This window comes from Caballeronia sp. A2-2, assembly GCF_057612605.2.
On sequence record NZ_JBVFIR010000004.1, the window covers coordinates 26,681 to 42,775 of the forward strand.

The following is a 16,095-nucleotide window of genomic DNA, read 5'->3' on the forward strand; positions in this document are numbered from 1 at the left end:
TCACGCAGTAAGTTTGCGATTCATGCGGCGCATGCCGTCGAAAATGGCATCGGCTACGTCCATGGGGAAATCGCGCGGCAACTGAGCGGCGGTTTTGTCGATGACGCTTTCGGTGCGGGCGGCGAGTGAATCGATTAGGGCTTCGACGTCCGCTTCGGGCAGACCGACGCGTTTGCCTTGCGCGATCCAGTGGCGTCTCCGAATCTCGTCGATGAGGTAATGCACGTTCTTGCCGCGTACCGCCATGGCCAACCGCACACGCTGCGCCGCGATGCGATTGCGCCCTGCACCGATGATCGGATGCGCGGAAAGCATGTCGTAAAGCGGCGTCGCCCGATACGCATTACCCGGCAGATGCGCGATGCTGAAGTTCTTCGCGTGGCCATCGGTCGCGGCGAGCAGCCAGAAGACCATTTGCGCGGTGAAAAAATCGCGCCGGTCCTGCGCGGCGTGTTCCGAGCCCGCGAGTATTTCCATAATGCGTTCGATGCCGGGACCACCATCCGCTTCATACTTTTGCAGCGCGGGCGTGGCCGTGGCCTGACACATGTCCTCTTGCGGTAGACGCAAAATCCACGATTTATCGGCCGACAGGCGACGGTCGAAGCGCTCGACGACGAGCACCTTCTGATCCTCGAACAGATCGATCTGGCAGCGCGCAGCCGGCAGGCCATACGCCGCGACGATCTTCGAGCACAGCCATTCGTTCTCGACCGAGGTGCGCATGTCCGCGCGCATGTTGCCGACGAGTCCAAGCGGCAGCTTGAAGATGTGCGTGGTCGGCGTGCTGCCATCGGGCAAAAGCCATTGCCGGCCGCGTCGCAGAAGCGCGGTTTTTTCCTGCGCACCTGCGATGGACAGACGCAGGTCATCGACCGGTTCATGACGTCCCGGTTGCGGCGATGCAGTGGTGTCGCGCAATAACGCGGCTATTTGCGCTTCTTTCAGCACGCGTCCGGAAATGCTTTGGAGTCCGGTGGGTTCTTCATCGGGCGGAAGCATCTGCAAAGCGCCGACGCAATCGCGCCCGAGCGCCGCGAGCAGACGAAACGGCGCAGTGCCGCCCGTCTGAAAGCGCGCCGCGATGCGTCGGCGAATAGGCTCGCTGTCCGGCAGGAGGTTATCGAAGAAATCGGCGACCGGCTGACCGCGCCACGGCTGATTGCCCGGCGTAAACGGCAGCAATAGCGAGAGCGGACGGCCTTGAGGATCGGCGATCCATTCATCGTGATAGACGAGACGCTCACCGCCCGGCGTGCGTTCCCAGTAACCGACAGCAAGCCCGTTCATCCACAGATCGAGGCGGCGCGTTTTGAGCGGCGGCGGCATGGCTTACCACTGCTCCCTTTTCTTCGTCGAGGCCTTTTTTACAGGGGTTTTGTCGTCGGCATCAAGCATAAGATCGACGCCGAGCACGCGCAGCACCTTGAAAAGCCGCTCCACGCTGACGGCGGCGGGGTTGGCTTCCAGTTGCGCATAGGTTTGCTGTGTCACGCCGAGTTGCGCCGCCACGGCGGCCTGCGTAAGACCGGCGGATTTGCGGAAGCCTTGCAGGATGGGCCGCAGTTGGCTCAAAGTTTTGACGGGAAATCCCAAGGTTGGTACTCCCACAGGCTATGGGCTGTAAATATATATTACAGTCTATATGCTGTTTTGTCGAAATACAAGCAATTGGCTGTTAATTAGAAAAACAGCCGGTAAAATGCACGACGCCACGTTAATTCAAGGATCGCCTCGCCATGCTTGCCCGCATCACCCGCTTGTTTCCCATTTGGGCCGTGCTCGTTTCCGTCGCCGCCTACAGCGCGCCCGCTGCCGTTACCGGCATCGCGCCGCACGTCACGGCGCTGCTCACGCTCATCATGTTGTCGATGGGCGTCACGCTGTCCGTGGATGACTTCCGCCGCGTTTTCACGCGCCCGGCGCCGGTTGTCGCGGGCATCGTGTTGCATTACCTCGTGATGCCGCTCGCCGCGTGGGCCATCGCCCGCGTGCTGCGCATGCCGCCCGATCTGACGGCGGGCATGGTGCTGGTCGGCAGCGTGGCGAGCGGCACCGCGTCCAACGTGATGATCTACCTTGCGCGCGGCGACGTCGCGTTGTCGGTCACCATCAGCGCGCTGTCCACGCTAGTGGGCGTGTTCGCGACGCCTTTGCTCACGCGTCTTTACGTCGATGCTTCGATCGCGGTCGATGTCCACGGCATGCTCATGAGCATTCTGCAGATCGTCGCGTTGCCGATCGTCGTCGGGCTGATCGTGAATCATCTGTTCGGCAAGTTCGTGCGCAGAATCGAATGGATGCTGCCGCTCGTATCGATGGTGTGCATTCTGCTTATCATCGCGGCGGTGGTGGGCGGCACGCAAAAGAGCATTGCGTCGGTGGGATTGGTGGTGGCGGTGGGCGTGGTGTTGCATAACGGCATCGGCCTACTCGGCGGCTATTGGGGCGGCCGTCTGCTCGGCTTCGACGAGGCCGTGTGCCGCACGCTCGCCATCGAGGTCGGCATGCAGAACTCGGGACTCGCGGCCACGCTCGGCAAGCTGTATTTCACGCCCATTGCGGCATTGCCCGGTGCGTTGTTCTCGGTATGGCACAACCTGTCCGGCTCGATGCTCGCGGGTTATTGGGCCGGACGTCCCGCCAAAGGCTCGACGCGCGACGCCGATGTCGAAGGCGTCGCGCAGCGTAATTAAGCGAGCTTGTCCTGCGTGCGCGTCTCGAAGTCGGAGGCATCGTGGCGTTCGTGGAGTTGCATTGACGGGTCGCCGAACGTGCGGTTGACCATGCGTCCACGCTGCACCGCGGCGCGCGCGCCGATGGTCTGCGCCCAACGCTGTACGTGCGTGTAGGACTGCACGTCGAGGAATTCGGCCGCGCCATAGAGCCAGCCGTTCACCAGCCCGCCGTACCACGGGAAAATGGCGATATCCGCGATCGTATAGTCCGGACCCGCAATGTATTCGCTTTGCGCGAGGCGCTTGTCCAGCACATCGAGTTGACGCTTCGTTTCCATGGCGAAGCGGTTGATCGGATATTCCATCTTGCTCGGCGCATAGGCATAGAAATGCCCGAAGCCGCCGCCGAGATACGGTGCGCTGCCCATTTGCCAGAACAGCCATGAGAGGCATTCGGCGCGCGCGCTGAAATCTGCGGGAATAAGTGCGCCGAATTTTTCCGCGAGATACAGCAGGATGGCGCCCGATTCGAATACGCGTACCGGCTCGGGACCGCTGCGGTCGATGAGCGCGGGAATCTTCGAATTCGGATTCGCTTCGACAAAGCCGCTACCGAACTGATCGCCTTCGCCGATGCGAATGAGCCATGCATCGTATTCCGCGCCGTGATGGCCGAGTGCGAGCAGTTCTTCGAGCATGATCGTGACTTTCACGCCGTTTGGCGTCGCCAGCGAATATAGCTGCAAGGGATGAGCGCCGACGGGTAAGGGCTTGTCATGCGTCGGCCCTGAAATCGGGCGATTGATGTTGGCGAACTGGCCGCCGTTTTCCTTGTTCCATGTCCATACGGTCGGCGGGACGTATTCCGGGGTATTGCTCATGCTTTACGCTCCTTTAGCAAATTTAGCGGAGGTTAGCAGGGCGTTGCGAAACGTGCTTGTTACGACCGAGGCGGGCGTTGCATTTCCTGCTGGCGCATGGGCATGGCGTCGATGGTGCCGAAGAGTTCTTTCGGCGTGACAGGCTGTTCGGATTGTATTCTTATGCCGCCGTCTTTGCCGATCAATAGAACGCGGAATGTGTCTGCTGGCGTTTTGTAGCGGCGACGTAGCGTGTCGGCAGTCTCGCTTGTGCCTTGCACGGTGTTGCCGATCACTTCGATGGGGATGAGGTCGCGGTCGGCAAATTGGGTTTTTTCTTGGGCGATTAACGTGCGTTGTTGTGCTAGTTTTTCGGAGGAGGTGTCGGCTGCGAAGACGATTAGCAGGCGCTTTTGCCAGCGGTAATCGTCGATTGTCGCGGCGCTTGGGGTTGATAGCATGGTTAATGTTACGCAGGCGGCGAGGGCGGTTTTGATGAGGGCTTGTTTCATGGGGGGTCTTCTATGGCGGGTGGTGGTGTGGGGTTAGCAGAAAGTGCGCCTTAAATTTTTGGGGGTATTTTCGTGGAAGGGGCTTCTTCTGTTTGTGTCTTTATTGCAGTAGCCGCCTCCCCGGCGGGGGGGTAACTTTCTTTGCTGCTGCAAAGAAAGTCACCAAAGAAAGCAGCTTTTTACCCCATGCACGCTGGCTGGAGAGGGTTGGTCTGGATTAACTGATGCAGTGACCGCAATAGGACGTGCCACGCATAACGAGCCACTTAGGCAACCTGGCGATCACGCGCTCGAATAATCAACGCTTAGTGGACCGCGCTCATTCGTTCGGCCATGCGCTACGCGCGCCGAGAACGTAAGAACGGAATCCCGCAGCGTATAAGCGCCCAGCCACATCAAACCACATCGCACCCCTCCCATTGGGCATTACCTCGGTTAGCACTTCCATGAATGGCAAACCGAAAGCGTTAGGCTTTGCTCGAAGTGCTGACCAAGGTAGGGCCGAATAGCAATCTAGCGGGGAAGCATGATGTAGCTGGGCGCTGATAAACTGCGGGATTCCGTTCTAAAGCTCTCGGCGCGCGTAGCGCATGGCCGAATGAATGAATGCGGTCCACTAAGGCAAAAGCATTCGAGCGCGAAATCGCGAGGTTGCCTAAGCAGCGGGTCAAGCGTGGAAGGTCCTATTGCGGCCACTGTACCGGTTAATCCAGACCACCCTCTCCAGCCAGCGAGCATGGGGGTAAAAGCTGCTTTCTTTGGTGACTTTCTTTGCAGCAGCAAAGAAAGTTACCCCCCCGCCGGGGAGGCGGCTACTGCAATAAAATCCCAGACAAGAGAAGCCCATTGCACGCCAAAACCAAAAGCAGCCCCCCTCAATCAAACTCCACCCCCCCACTCCGCCTCAACTCATCCAACTTACTCAGTTGTTCAGGCAACACACGCCCCAGCGACAACGGCGGCAACGCATCAAGAGCAAAGAAACCAACATCGGTAGTCTCCACGCCTATAACCTCCCCCGCACTCAAGATCCGCCCTAAAAAAACCAACTTCCATATATGAAAAACCGACGGCGGATGCGGGTGCTTTGCAGTATCCCAAGCCGCAAGTAATCGCTCGATCGAAACCGTATATCCACTCTCCTCACGCACTTCCTTAGCCGCATTCTCCGCAGGCGACAAACCCACATCGGCCCAACCCCCCGGCATCGACCAACACCCATCAATCGCTTCACGCACGAGAAGCACGCGCCCTTGTTCATCAAACACCGCGCAGCGAACATCGAGCTTCGGATTCGCATAGCCGGTCTCGAACGAGAACATCTCAGCCACTTTCTCAGCATCGAGCGAAGCAATCTCCGCGATCTGTTTATGCGCGATCTGTTCGATCTCCTCATAACGCTCGCGGTCGAAAGCCGCCGTCGTGTAATGCAATCCGGTTTGCGCCAATGCAAGAAGCCGACGCGCTTGTTCAAGACGTTGAATGGACATCGTAGGCATCGCTCGCGTGAGTTTTATCGCTGGAAAGCATACGTGAGATGCGGGAAAACCACGAGTCGAAATCTCTTGGTCCGACTTTCGAAATGAAACTAGACTCTTGCGAATGGAAAGTGCTTCGAGATCCAATCCGATGCTGACCAACAAGAGTTCACTCAAGCGGCGCTTGCAGATCGTCGAACTCGTGCGCAAGCGCGGGGAGGTGTCGGTCGAGGAACTCAGTCAGGCATTCGATGTATCGAGCGTCACGATTCGCAGCGATCTGACTTATCTCGAACAGCAGCGATATCTGTTGCGCTCGTTTGGAAAGGCGCGCTATCTGGCGCAGAAAGCGGGCGAGGACGTGCTCGTTCCCGCATCCGATGGCGTCACGCGCAAGGCTGCGGAAACGCTGCTCGCGCGTATCGCAGCGGAAGCGGTGGGCGACCACGAAGCGCTGATGATGGGCGCAGGCGAGATCGTCCACAAGATGGCGCCGTTCCTGTCGGATCGGCAGAACTTGTCGCTGCTGGTGCAAGACGTCGCGTTCGCGCAGACGATACAACGCTTCGTGCACGGCGAATTGCTATTGACCGGCGGGCAGCTTGAAGCGGGCGCAACCGCGTTGACTGGCCCGGACGCAGAAGCGGCGATTGCAAGGCGTCCGATCGATCTGTGCTTTCTCGAAGCATCGGGCATCGATCGTGAGGGCGGATTGCTGGCCGCCACGCCCGCACTCGCGCGCGTGGCGCAGGCGGCGGTGCGGGCGGCGCGGCGGACCATCATCGTCGCTTATCAGCCGATGCTCGACGAACGCAGCGGCGTGATCTTCGCGAACGTGTCCGAGGTCGATACGCTGCTGATCGACGATGGCATCGACCCGTACACGCTGGATACAGTATCGAAGCACGGTCTCGAACTGCGGCGCAGGGACAGCGGAATCTTCGAATTTCGCCGTGACGGTCTGATTGAATCGACATCCTAACGAATGTTTTGACGAATAGCGCCATGCCGAACACCGAAACCAAGTCAGCCGGATACATCGTCACGATGGGCGAGATCCTCGTCGAAATACTGGCGACGCAGATAGGACAATCCTTTCGCAAACCGGGCACGCTGATGGGCCCGTATGCCAGCGGCGCACCCGCGATCTTCATCGATCAGGTGGCGAAGTCGGGCAGCGCGTGCGCGATCATCGGCTGCGTGGGCGACGACGATTTCGGCGCGCTGAACGTGGAACGACTGCGCACGGATGGCGTGGACGTGTCGGGCATTTCCGTCATCAAGACAGCGACCACGGGCAGCGCGTTCGTCACGTATCGCGAGGACGGCGACCGCGATTTCATCTACAACATCGCGAACAGCGCGTCGGGGCATCTGTCCGTGAGTGAGATTCGCGATCATTTGCTCAAGGAATGCAGGCATTTCCACGTGATGGGTTCGTCGCTGTTCTCGTTTCGCATCATCGAGGCAATGAAGAAGGTCATCGAAACCGTTAAGGAAAACGGCGGCACGGTGAGCTTCGATCCGAACATCAGAAAGGAAATGCTTCGGATTCCAGAGATGCGTGAAGCGCTCGATTTCATTCTCGACTATACGGATGTATTTCTGCCGAGCGATCATGAAGTCATGCTGCTTGCGGGTGCGAGCACCGAGCAAGGCGCTATCGAAGAACTTCTTAAACGCGGCGTGCGCGAAGTCGTGGTCAAGCGCGGCAAGGACGGCAGCAGCTATTACGACGGCAAGAAGGAGCAACATTTCGCGGCATTAAACGTGACGGAAGTGGACCCGACCGGCGCGGGCGATTGCTTCGGCGGCACCTATATCGCGTGCCGCGCGCAAGGCATGTCGCTCGAACGCGCGATGACTTATGCGGGTGCAGCAGGCGCGCGCGCCGTGACCTGTCGCGGACCGATGGAAGGCACCGCGACGCTCGCCGAACTGGATGCCTTCATCGCTGAGAAGTCGGAGAAAAGTCATGACTGAACTCGTCGCGCGCCTCACCGGCGATTCGGCCGCTGCGCAACGCCTCAAGGGCATCTACTCGATTTGCTCGGCGCATCCGTGGGTGATCGAAGCGGCGATGCAGCAGGCGCTTGCGGACGACACGCCCTTGCTGATCGAATCCACTTCGAATCAGGTCGATCAATACGGCGGCTACACCGGCATGAAGCCTGCCGATTTCGTGAACTTCGTGCATGAAATAGCGGACCGCAGCGGCTTCGCGCGCGGACGGTTGATCCTCGGCGGCGATCATCTCGGCCCGAACGCATGGCGCCATCTTCCTGCCGACGAAGCCATGCAGCGCGCCGACGTGCTGATCGATGCTTACGCCGCCGCCGGCTTCAGAAAGATTCATCTCGACACGAGCATGGCATGCGCCGGCGATCCGTCGCATCTCTCCGACGATGTAGTCGCCGAACGCGCCGCGCGTCTGTGCGCGGTCGCCGAAGCCGCTGCCAAACGCGCAGGGCACGCGCAATTGCCGGTGTACATCATCGGGACCGAAGTGCCGGTGCCGGGCGGCGCGGCGGACGAACTCAAGACCGTCGAGGTCACGCATGCTGGCGGCGCGTACGAAACGGTCGCTGTGCATCGCAATGCATGGCATCTGCATGGACTCGATGCCGCATGGCCGCGCGTCATCGCGCTCGTGGTTCAGCCCGGCGTGGAATTCGATCATACGAAAGTAGTGGATTACGATCCTGCGCTTGCAAAAGATTTGTCGAAGGTGCTCGAACGCTTGCCCGGAATGGTTTTCGAAGCGCATTCGACCGACTATCAAAAGCCTGAGGCGTTGGCGTCGCTGGTGGATGACGGCTTCGCTATTCTCAAGGTCGGGCCGGGCGTTACTTTCGCGCTACGCGAAGCGCTCTTTTCGCTGGCCGATATCGAGAATGAAGTCATCGAGAAGAATGAACGATCCGACCTGCGCGAAGTGGTCGAACGTGTCATGCTCGCGAAGCCGGCCAATTGGGAGAAGTACTACCACGGCAGCGATCAAGAAAAACGCCTGCTGCGCACGTATAGTTATAGCGATCGCATTCGCTATTACTGGGCCGATCGCGAAGTGGATGATGCAGCGCGCAAACTCATCGCGAATCTATCGCGCATCGAGGTTCGCGAAAATCTCGTCAGCCGCTTTCTACCCGAACAATACTGGCAACTGAGACGCGGCGACATCGATGGCTCGCCCATGAGTCTCGTTCACAGCAAGATCCGGGAAGTGATTGACTTATACGCGCAGGCTTGCCGCAAGCAATCGTAAGGATTCCAAGATTTTGAATTTGCATTAAGCGTTCGTTCCAAAGGTCTTTCGTTTTTCCGGTGAGACACGCCGACAGGGAAAACCCGCTTTGACCGGCTTTCGACCCGAAACTAGACTCTTTCACGACAAAAGCAGCGCGTCGCTTTCCGCAGACGCGCGCACAGGAAGCACCGGAGGCGACACATGAGCAAGCCGACCTTGGCCACCGAAGAGCGGGCAAAACCGCGTCTGGGTTTCGCGGGACAGTTGATTCATTCACGCGAGACCGGCATTGTCGGCGCGCTGGTGCTGATGATCGTGCTTCTGTCGATCTTCGCGCCCGACTTCGCGAGCAAGGGCAACTTGCTCAACGACGCGCGCAATCTCTCGTTCATCGGCATCGTGGCAATCGGGCAGGCCGCTGTCATGATTACAGGCGGTATCGATCTCTCTGTAGGCAGCGTATGGGGTCTTGCCGCCGTCGCTTCCGCCGCGATGATGCAATCCGGCATGGGCGTGTTCCCCGCCTGCGTGCTGACGCTCCTGATCTGCGCGGTGGTCGGCTTCTTCAACGGCTTTTGCGTGACCAAGCTGCGCATGCTGCCATTCGTGCCGACGCTGGCCACCATGAGTATCGCGCGGGCGCTGGCGCTCATCATCACGCGCGGCAAGGCCATCGACGGTTTTCGTCCGGATGGCGATGCCTTCTTCGCGCTCGGCGGCGGCGATATCTTCGATATTCCGGTGCCGTTCGTCATCTTCGTGGCGCTCGCGATTATCTCGGCCATCGTGCTCAAGCGGACAGTCTATGGCCGTCAGTTGTACGCGGTCGGCGGCAACGAGCGTGCGGCCATGCTGACCGGTCTCAATGTCGATCGCCTCAAGATGAGCGTGTACGTCATGTCTTCGCTGCTCGCGGGACTGGCGGGCATCATCGAGGTGAGCTATCTGTCGTCGGCTATTTCCAATCAAGGTTTGGGCAAGGAACTGAGCGTGATCGCGGCGGCGGTGATCGGCGGCACGGCGCTTTCGGGCGGCGAGGGCACGGTGATCGGCGTGTTCGTCGGCACGGTGATACTCGAAGTGCTGCGTAACGGACTCGTGCTGCTTGGCACGGACGCCTATTGGCAAGGTGTTTTCGTCGGTTCGGTCATCGTTCTCGCGGTCTTTATCGATCAACTCAGAAAGGGCGTCTGGCGACGCCGCTAGGCTTGTAACGTGCATCACGCTGCATTCATAAAACGACTCAGGAGACACACATGACACGCATGAAGCTCAGTGCCGCAGCCGTGGCCGCCACCGTTCTGCTCGGGCTTGGAATCGCTCAATCGCACGCGGCGGACAAGAAAGTATTCGCCGTCGTGCCGAAGGCGCTAGGCGTGGCCTTCTATGCCGATGCGGAAAAAGGCTGCAAGGAAGAAGCGGCCAAGATCGGCGCGGACTGTTTGTTTACAGGCCCCGCGCAACTCGATGACGCCGAACAAGGCCGCATCGTGCGCGATTTGGTGACGAAGAAAGTGGCGGGCATCGCCATCGCACCGAACAATGCGGAATCGATCAGCGGCGTGATCAGCGCGGCGCTCGCAAAGAACATTCCGGTGGTGACGTTCGATTCGGATTCGCCCAAATCCAAGCGTATTGCGTTCATCGGCACGAACAACGAAGCGGGCGGCGAGGCGGCAGGCGAAGCATTCGCGAAGGCGCTGCCCAAGGGCGGCACGTATGCGGTGCTGACGGGTGGCTTGTCGGCGGCGAACCTGAACGAACGCATCAAGGGCTTCAAGTCGAAACTGAACGGCGACTTCAAGGAAGTGTCCGGCTCGCCTTTCGCGTGCAATGACGATTCGAGCACCGGCGTGCAATTGATTCAGGACATGCTGGCGAAGAACCCGAATCTCGATGGCATTTTCTTCGCGGGCGGCTGGCCGATGTTCGCACCGGAAGCCTATATTCGCGCGGTGAAAAACAAGGCGGCCGATATCAAGTCCGGCAAGTTCGTGATCGTTTCGTTCGATACGCTGCCTTCGCAGATCAAGCTGCTGAAGGAAGGTTATGCGACGACCTTGATCGGTCAGCGTCCGCTTGCCATGGGTATCGAATCGGTCAAGCAACTCGACCAGTTGACGAAGGGCGAGAAAGTTCCGCCGATCACGGATACGGGCGTTGATATCGTCAATGCATCGAACGTCGACAAGTTCGTCGGCGGCAAATAACCCTCGTTAAAAGAGGCTGCACCATGACCGCGTTGCTGAGCGTCGAAAAGATCACGAAAACCTATCCCGGCGTGAAGGCCTTGCAGGAAGTGACCTTCAGTGTCGAGGCGGGCACCGTGCACGCGGTCATGGGCGAAAACGGCGCGGGCAAGTCCACGCTCATGCAGACCATCGCGGGCGCGCATTCGCCTACTTCCGGAAAGCTCGTTTTCGATGGTCAGGAAGTCGAATTTTCCAGCACGAAAGATGCTGCAAAAAAGGGTATTTCCATCGTTTTTCAGGAGTTGATGCTCGCGCCGAACATGACGATTGCCGAGAACATTTTTCTCGGCGCGGAACCGCGCGCGGCGGGCGTGTTCGTCGATCGCGGCACGCTGCTCAGGCGTGCGCGCGAGGCCATGCACCGGCTGGGCATTTCGATCGACCCGGACACGCGTCTGGGCGATCTCACCATCGCGCAGCAGCAATTGGTGGAAATCAGCAAGGCGCTCATTCACGAGCCGCGTTTGTTGATTCTCGATGAACCGACTTCGAGCTTGTCCGAAGCGGACTCACTCACGCTGTTCAAGGTCGTTCACGAACTGCGCGCGCGTGGCGTGACCATTCTTTATATCTCGCACCGCATGCGCGAAGTGTTCGATAACTGCGATGCCGTTACCGTATTACGCGACGGCAAGCATGTTCGCACTGCGCGTCTTACGGATACATCGCCCGATGAAGTCGTGCGCCTGATGGTGGGCCGCGATCTCGCGGAAGTGAAGCGTATAAGGCCTGAACACGAAGGTTCGCCGGTCGTGCTCGAAGTCAACGGGCTCGGCGACGACGAACGTTATCGCGACGTGTCCTTCAAATTGCGACGCGGTGAAATCGTGGGACTGGCTGGCCTCATCGGCGCGGGCCGCTCGGAAATGGCGATGGGCATCTTCGGTGCGCCGCCTGCGCGTAACGGCACGGTCACCATCGAAGGCAAGCCGGTGAAGATCGCACGACCGCGCGATGCCATGAAGCTCGGCATTGGATTAGTGCCGGAGGATCGCAAGGATCAGGGCTTGGTGCTTGGCATGTCCGTGGGAAGCAATCTTTCGCTCGCGGCATTGGGTTTGGGCCGGCTTTCGAAGGCCAATATGATTCGGCCATTGCAGGAATCGCGCATGATCGATAGTTACGTCGGCCGCTTCAAGATCAAGACGCCGACCGTCGATCAACTCGTGGGCCTGCTTAGCGGCGGCAATCAACAGAAAGTGGTGCTGGCGAAGTGGCTTGCATCGAAGCCACGCGTGCTGATCGTCGATGAACCCACGCGCGGCGTCGATGTCGGCACGAAAGCCGAAATCTATGCATTGATGCGCGAACTCGCGCGCGATGGCCTGGCGATTCTCGTCATATCCAGCGATTTGCCCGAGATATTGACCATCTCGGACCGCATTCTCGTGATGCGCGCGGGCTTCCTCGCAGGCGAAGTCAGTTTCGACGATGCATCCGAGGAGCGCATCATGTCGCTCGCGGCGCTGGAGCATGCGGACCCGTCGCATCCCGAAGTCAAGCCGACCGGTTTTGTCTCTTAGTTTCGTATCCTTATAAAAAATTGGAGAAGCGGTTAGATGAATAAGGTTGGCATGTTCTTCACGTACTGGTCGACGGAATGGCTCGTCGATTTTCCCGCCGTGGCGAAGCGCATTTCCGGGCTCGGCTTCGACATGATGGAAATATCGCTGGCCGAATTTCACACGCTGCCCGAAGTGAAAAAGCGCGAACTGAAGACCGTCGCCGATGATCTCGGGCTGACCGTGATGTGCTGCATCGGCCTTAAACATGAATACGATTTCGCATCGCCCGATCAAAGCGTGCGCGATGCAGGCACGGAATACGTGAAGCGTCTGCTCGACGATTGCCACATGCTCGGCGCACCGGTATTCGCGGGTCTTACGTTCTGCGCGTGGCCGCAATCGCCGCCGCTCGACATGAAGGACAAGCGGCCTTATGTGGACCGCGCGGTGGACAGCGTGCGGCGGGTCATCAAAGTGGCCGAGGATTATGGAATCATTTACGCGCTCGAAGTCGTGAACCGCTTCGAGCAATATCTCGTGAACGATCATAAGGAGGCCATCGCATTCGCGGATGCGGTAGATAGCCCCGCATGCAAGGTTCAACTCGATACGTTCCATATGAATATCGAGGAAAACTCATTCCGCGAAGCCATTCTCGCGTGCCGCGGCAAGATGGGGCATTTTCATTTAGGCGAAGCGAACCGTTTGCCGCCGGGAGAAGGGCGTTTGCCGTGGGACGAGATTTTCGGCGCGCTCAAGGAAATTGAATACGACGGCACCATCGTGATGGAGCCGTTCATGCGCAAGGGCGGCACGGTAAGCCGCGCGGTGGGCGTATGGCGCGATATGTCGAACGGCGCAACGGACGAACAAATGGACGAACGCGCACGCCGTTCTTTGCAATTCGTGCGTGGTCATCTCGCCTGAAGATTGCATCGGATGCACGCATGCGCGAAAACGCTTAAGCATCGAATTTATTCTTGTTTGACGCTTTCAGCGGCGATGACTACATTCAAGTCATCGCGTTCGCATTGGAGCGACATCATGCCGCCCATTCTGCTTCGTTACTGGCAAGCCTGGTCGATTCGCACGAAAGAGGCGCGTGAGCGTCGCATTGTGCGGTCGTTTCATAAGATGAAGTGTGAATGCGCGCGTTCCAGTGCTGCACGTGCTTCGGCCGCTGCCGAAGCGGTCGGCCCGTCGCGCGCTGAGCGGCTCGAACATATTTCGCTCTACGCGCAGGCGGGCTTTTTCTCGACCGTCTGCTCCGGCGACCACTTTCAAACGCTCGCCGAAGCCCCTCCTCAATAGATCATCGACGGCAGCGCTTTTCCAGCACGATCGTTTCGAACAACTCATAATCGCCGGTCGGCGTTTGGTCCGCACCGGGCGCGTGATAATAGTTCATCGTGATCGTGCTCTTGCCGCCATGCTCGCCGGGATCGACATCGAACACGGCGATGCCGTAGCCCGTGCCCGTATCGCGCTGCGCGGACCAGATCGCATCTTCCACGGCATCGGCGGTCGGACGCACGAACGTGCCCGCCGTCGCGCCCGGAACCGGACGATTCGGCTTCGTGAAAATCTGCGCTTGCGGAAGACCTGTTCCCGTATCGGTGCCGTACACATCGAGCGGCGCGCTTGTGCCGCCGCCGCCCAAAATCAAATGCACCGTGCCGTGCGTGGTATCGATCGGATCGTTCGCACGCTGTGATGTCTGCACCGGTCTCGGCTGCAAGGTATCCACACGCTCACCGGTTTTCGCATCACGTCCCGCGTGATGATTGCAGCCGCGCACCGGATGGCTACGCTCGTAATCGTGATCGTGCCCGCACACCACGAGGTCCACGCCATAGCGGTCGAAAAGCGGCAGCCATGCCTCGCGAATGCCCTTGTCCGACCCGTTGCCCGTCTTCGATGAACTGAGCGCGTCCTGATGCATCTGCACGACGATCCAGTCGATGTCGTCGTTGCGCGAGGCATCGTGCAAGGTCTTTTCAAGCCAGCGCGTTTGTTCGCCCTGACTGTATCCGCGCACATAGAACGACGTGCCCGGCGCAATAGACGGATTGCCCGTGCTCGCGGCAGGCACGAGCGGCGCCGGGCCTGCGACGAAGGCGGCGGCGTCCTGATAGACGACATCGTCCGCATCGAGTGAGATAAAGAGCACCGAACTCACACGGAAGCTGTACCAGCGCCCCGGAAAATGCGTGCCGTTATCGGGCAACGTATAACGCGTGAGATACGATTCGAAGCCCTGTTTGCCGTTGTTGAATTCGATTTCGTGATTGCCGGGGCAGGGCATCCACGGACGATTCGCGGCCGACACTTGCGCGTTGTTGCCGAAGTCGCGCCATACATCGGGCTGATGCGTCGGGTTCAGGTTTGCATAGCAGAGGTCGCCGTTGAGCAAGTGAAACAGCGGCGCGAAGCGCTCGACTGCCTGCACGGCGAAACGGCTTTGCGGCGATGACAGCACCCAGTTCGTGTTCGGCGTTGCCAGATCGCCATAGCTCGTGAAGCGAAACGCGTGACGTCCGCGCGGCGCGGTGCGGAAGCTGCCGCTGAAGGGCTGGCCTGTGTTGCTGTCGTTGTCGGCGGTGACTTCGTATTGATACGTCGTGTCGGGATGAAGTTCGCGAAGCCGCGCGTGATACGTGCAGACAATCTCGCCATTCAAGCCGTCCGTGTATGTGCGTTGCACGCCGTGGACCGTGCGCGCATGGCCTTCGTGCGTGGTGAGTCTTACGCGCGGTTGCGTGGCTTGCGCAAGCGATGCCCAGCTTACGATTACTTCGCTCGTGGGATCTTCACCCCATGTCAGATGCACTTGTTCGGGCGTGCCATCGGGGTTCGCGGATTGAGCGTTCGCGGACAGGCTCATCACATTCGCGGCGCCGGCAATGCCCGATGCACCCGCGAGCTTGAGAAAACCACGGCGAGAAGCAATCGATGCAGTGTCGTGCGGGTTCTTCGTGACCATGAAGGTGTCTCTTGTGGGGTTGCGGTTTTGGCGCATTGCATGCGGCGCCTGCTGACAATTATTGCCAATGGTGTGACTGAGGGATGACAGTGGGCTATTTGGTTTGTGGAATGTTGAGGTATCGGGTGGGGGATGTGGTGTTGTCTTGTCGTCTTGTCGTCTTGTCGTGGAAGGGGCTGCTGTTGTTTGTGTTGTTTATTCAGTAGCCGCCTCCCCGGCGGGGGGGTAACTTTCTTTGCTGCTGCAAAGAAAGTCACCAAAGAAAGCAGCTTTTTACCCCATGCACGATGGCTGGAAAGGGTTGGTCTGGATTAACGGATGCAGTGGCCGCAATAGGACGTTCCACGCATAACGAGCCGCTTAGGCAACCTTGCGACTGCGCGCTCAAATAATCAACACTTAGTGGACCGCATTCATTCAATCGGCCATGCGCCGCGCGCGCCGAGAACTTAAGAACGGAACCCCGCAGCCTATAAGCGCCCAGCCACCTCTCACTTCCCCGCAAGATTGCTATTCGGCCCTACCTTGGTTAGTGCTCCGACAAAAGGTGACTTGCGTTGGTGTGCGCGTTTTGCCCAGA

At 59.1% G+C, this 16,095-nt stretch carries 14 protein-coding genes and 1 pseudogene; 9 read left to right on the top strand and 6 right to left on the bottom strand.

Annotated elements, in window-relative coordinates; all coding sequences use genetic code 11:
* Nucleotides 1–1,329 (bottom strand): type II toxin-antitoxin system HipA family toxin, encoded by a 1,329-nt coding sequence (locus ACZCWR_RS31075; RefSeq protein WP_487306523.1) that lies wholly within the window; start codon nt 1,327–1,329, stop codon nt 1–3.
* Between the two features lie 60 nt (nt 1,330–1,389).
* Nucleotides 1,390–1,596: pseudogene (locus ACZCWR_RS31080) on the bottom strand (helix-turn-helix domain-containing protein); the annotation flags it as partial.
* Between the two features lie 143 nt (nt 1,597–1,739).
* Between ACZCWR_RS31080 and panS the strand changes: the two are divergent.
* Nucleotides 1,740–2,696: a ketopantoate/pantoate/pantothenate transporter PanS gene (panS, locus tag ACZCWR_RS31085; protein WP_487306524.1), complete on the top strand. Its 957-nt coding sequence runs from the start codon at nt 1,740–1,742 to the stop codon at nt 2,694–2,696.
* Here the strand turns inward: panS and yghU are convergent.
* The 3 genes from yghU to ACZCWR_RS31100 all read right to left on the bottom strand — a co-directional run bounded on the left by yghU (nt 2,693) and on the right by ACZCWR_RS31100 (nt 5,540).
* The gene (yghU, locus tag ACZCWR_RS31090; RefSeq protein ID WP_487306525.1) at nt 2,693–3,559 is read right to left on the bottom strand and encodes a glutathione-dependent disulfide-bond oxidoreductase; all 867 of its coding nucleotides are present in this window, start codon (nt 3,557–3,559) and stop codon (nt 2,693–2,695) included. The genes panS and yghU overlap by 4 nt on opposite strands.
* A gap of 59 nt (nt 3,560–3,618) precedes the next feature.
* Nucleotides 3,619–4,050 carry a DUF4174 domain-containing protein gene (locus ACZCWR_RS31095; protein ID WP_487306526.1) on the bottom strand — a complete coding sequence of 144 codons (432 nt, stop codon included), beginning with the start codon at nt 4,048–4,050 and terminating at the stop codon, nt 3,619–3,621.
* 875 nt (nt 4,051–4,925) lie between these two features.
* Nucleotides 4,926–5,540, bottom strand: coding sequence for an NUDIX hydrolase (locus ACZCWR_RS31100; RefSeq protein ID WP_487306527.1), 615 nt, complete (start codon nt 5,538–5,540; stop codon nt 4,926–4,928).
* 139 nt (nt 5,541–5,679) lie between these two features.
* Here ACZCWR_RS31100 and ACZCWR_RS31105 point away from each other — a divergent pair, with 139 nt between their 5' ends.
* The 8 genes from ACZCWR_RS31105 to ACZCWR_RS31140 all read left to right on the top strand — a co-directional run bounded on the left by ACZCWR_RS31105 (nt 5,680) and on the right by ACZCWR_RS31140 (nt 13,843).
* Nucleotides 5,680–6,510, top strand: a complete 831-nt coding sequence (locus ACZCWR_RS31105; RefSeq protein ID WP_487306528.1) for a DeoR/GlpR family DNA-binding transcription regulator — start codon at nt 5,680–5,682, stop codon at nt 6,508–6,510.
* Nucleotides 6,511–6,533: 23 nt separating this feature from the next.
* Nucleotides 6,534–7,511 carry a tagatose kinase gene (locus tag ACZCWR_RS31110; RefSeq protein ID WP_487306529.1) on the top strand — a complete coding sequence of 326 codons (978 nt, stop codon included), beginning with the start codon at nt 6,534–6,536 and terminating at the stop codon, nt 7,509–7,511.
* Complete coding sequence (locus ACZCWR_RS31115; protein WP_487306530.1) at nt 7,504–8,793, top strand: D-tagatose-bisphosphate aldolase, class II, non-catalytic subunit; 1,290 nt, start codon at nt 7,504–7,506, stop codon at nt 8,791–8,793. Before ACZCWR_RS31110 ends, ACZCWR_RS31115 begins: the two co-directional genes overlap by 8 nt.
* A 183-nt stretch (nt 8,794–8,976) precedes the next feature.
* Nucleotides 8,977–9,981: an ABC transporter permease gene (locus ACZCWR_RS31120; protein WP_487306531.1), complete on the top strand. Its 1,005-nt coding sequence runs from the start codon at nt 8,977–8,979 to the stop codon at nt 9,979–9,981.
* Nucleotides 9,982–10,031: 50 nt separating this feature from the next.
* Entirely contained in the window at nt 10,032–10,985 is a 954-nt protein-coding gene (locus tag ACZCWR_RS31125) for a sugar-binding protein (RefSeq protein WP_487306532.1), read from the top strand.
* A gap of 23 nt (nt 10,986–11,008) precedes the next feature.
* Complete coding sequence (locus ACZCWR_RS31130; RefSeq protein ID WP_487306533.1) at nt 11,009–12,550, top strand: sugar ABC transporter ATP-binding protein; 1,542 nt, start codon at nt 11,009–11,011, stop codon at nt 12,548–12,550.
* A gap of 36 nt (nt 12,551–12,586) precedes the next feature.
* Nucleotides 12,587–13,459, top strand: coding sequence for a D-psicose 3-epimerase (locus ACZCWR_RS31135; RefSeq protein WP_487306534.1), 873 nt, complete (start codon nt 12,587–12,589; stop codon nt 13,457–13,459).
* A 117-nt stretch (nt 13,460–13,576) separates the two neighbouring features.
* A complete protein-coding gene (locus ACZCWR_RS31140) occupies nt 13,577–13,843 on the top strand; it encodes a hypothetical protein (protein ID WP_487306535.1) in 267 nt (88 codons plus the stop codon).
* A gap of 1 nt (nt 13,844) precedes the next feature.
* Here the strand turns inward: ACZCWR_RS31140 and ACZCWR_RS31145 are convergent, their stop codons facing one another.
* Nucleotides 13,845–15,515 (bottom strand): purple acid phosphatase family protein, encoded by a 1,671-nt coding sequence (locus ACZCWR_RS31145; RefSeq protein WP_487306536.1) that lies wholly within the window; start codon nt 15,513–15,515, stop codon nt 13,845–13,847.
* Nucleotides 15,516–16,095: the final 580 nt, after the last annotated feature.

Coding starts and splice junctions, on each gene's coding strand:
- ACZCWR_RS31100 (WP_487306527.1), bottom strand. CDS start 5,540: ATGTCCATTCAACGTCTTGAACAAGCGCGTCGGCTTCTTGCATTGGCG.
- ACZCWR_RS31145 (WP_487306536.1), bottom strand. CDS start 15,515: ATGGTCACGAAGAACCCGCACGACACTGCATCGATTGCTTCTCGCCGT.
- ACZCWR_RS31140 (WP_487306535.1), top strand. CDS start 13,577: ATGCCGCCCATTCTGCTTCGTTACTGGCAAGCCTGGTCGATTCGCACG.
- ACZCWR_RS31105 (WP_487306528.1), top strand. CDS start 5,680: ATGCTGACCAACAAGAGTTCACTCAAGCGGCGCTTGCAGATCGTCGAA.
- ACZCWR_RS31135 (WP_487306534.1), top strand. CDS start 12,587: ATGAATAAGGTTGGCATGTTCTTCACGTACTGGTCGACGGAATGGCTC.
- ACZCWR_RS31125 (WP_487306532.1), top strand. CDS start 10,032: ATGACACGCATGAAGCTCAGTGCCGCAGCCGTGGCCGCCACCGTTCTG.
- yghU (WP_487306525.1), bottom strand. CDS start 3,559: ATGAGCAATACCCCGGAATACGTCCCGCCGACCGTATGGACATGGAAC.
- ACZCWR_RS31095 (WP_487306526.1), bottom strand. CDS start 4,050: ATGAAACAAGCCCTCATCAAAACCGCCCTCGCCGCCTGCGTAACATTA.
- ACZCWR_RS31115 (WP_487306530.1), top strand. CDS start 7,504: ATGACTGAACTCGTCGCGCGCCTCACCGGCGATTCGGCCGCTGCGCAA.
- ACZCWR_RS31075 (WP_487306523.1), bottom strand. CDS start 1,329: ATGCCGCCGCCGCTCAAAACGCGCCGCCTCGATCTGTGGATGAACGGG.
- ACZCWR_RS31120 (WP_487306531.1), top strand. CDS start 8,977: ATGAGCAAGCCGACCTTGGCCACCGAAGAGCGGGCAAAACCGCGTCTG.
- panS (WP_487306524.1), top strand. CDS start 1,740: ATGCTTGCCCGCATCACCCGCTTGTTTCCCATTTGGGCCGTGCTCGTT.
- ACZCWR_RS31110 (WP_487306529.1), top strand. CDS start 6,534: ATGCCGAACACCGAAACCAAGTCAGCCGGATACATCGTCACGATGGGC.
- ACZCWR_RS31130 (WP_487306533.1), top strand. CDS start 11,009: ATGACCGCGTTGCTGAGCGTCGAAAAGATCACGAAAACCTATCCCGGC.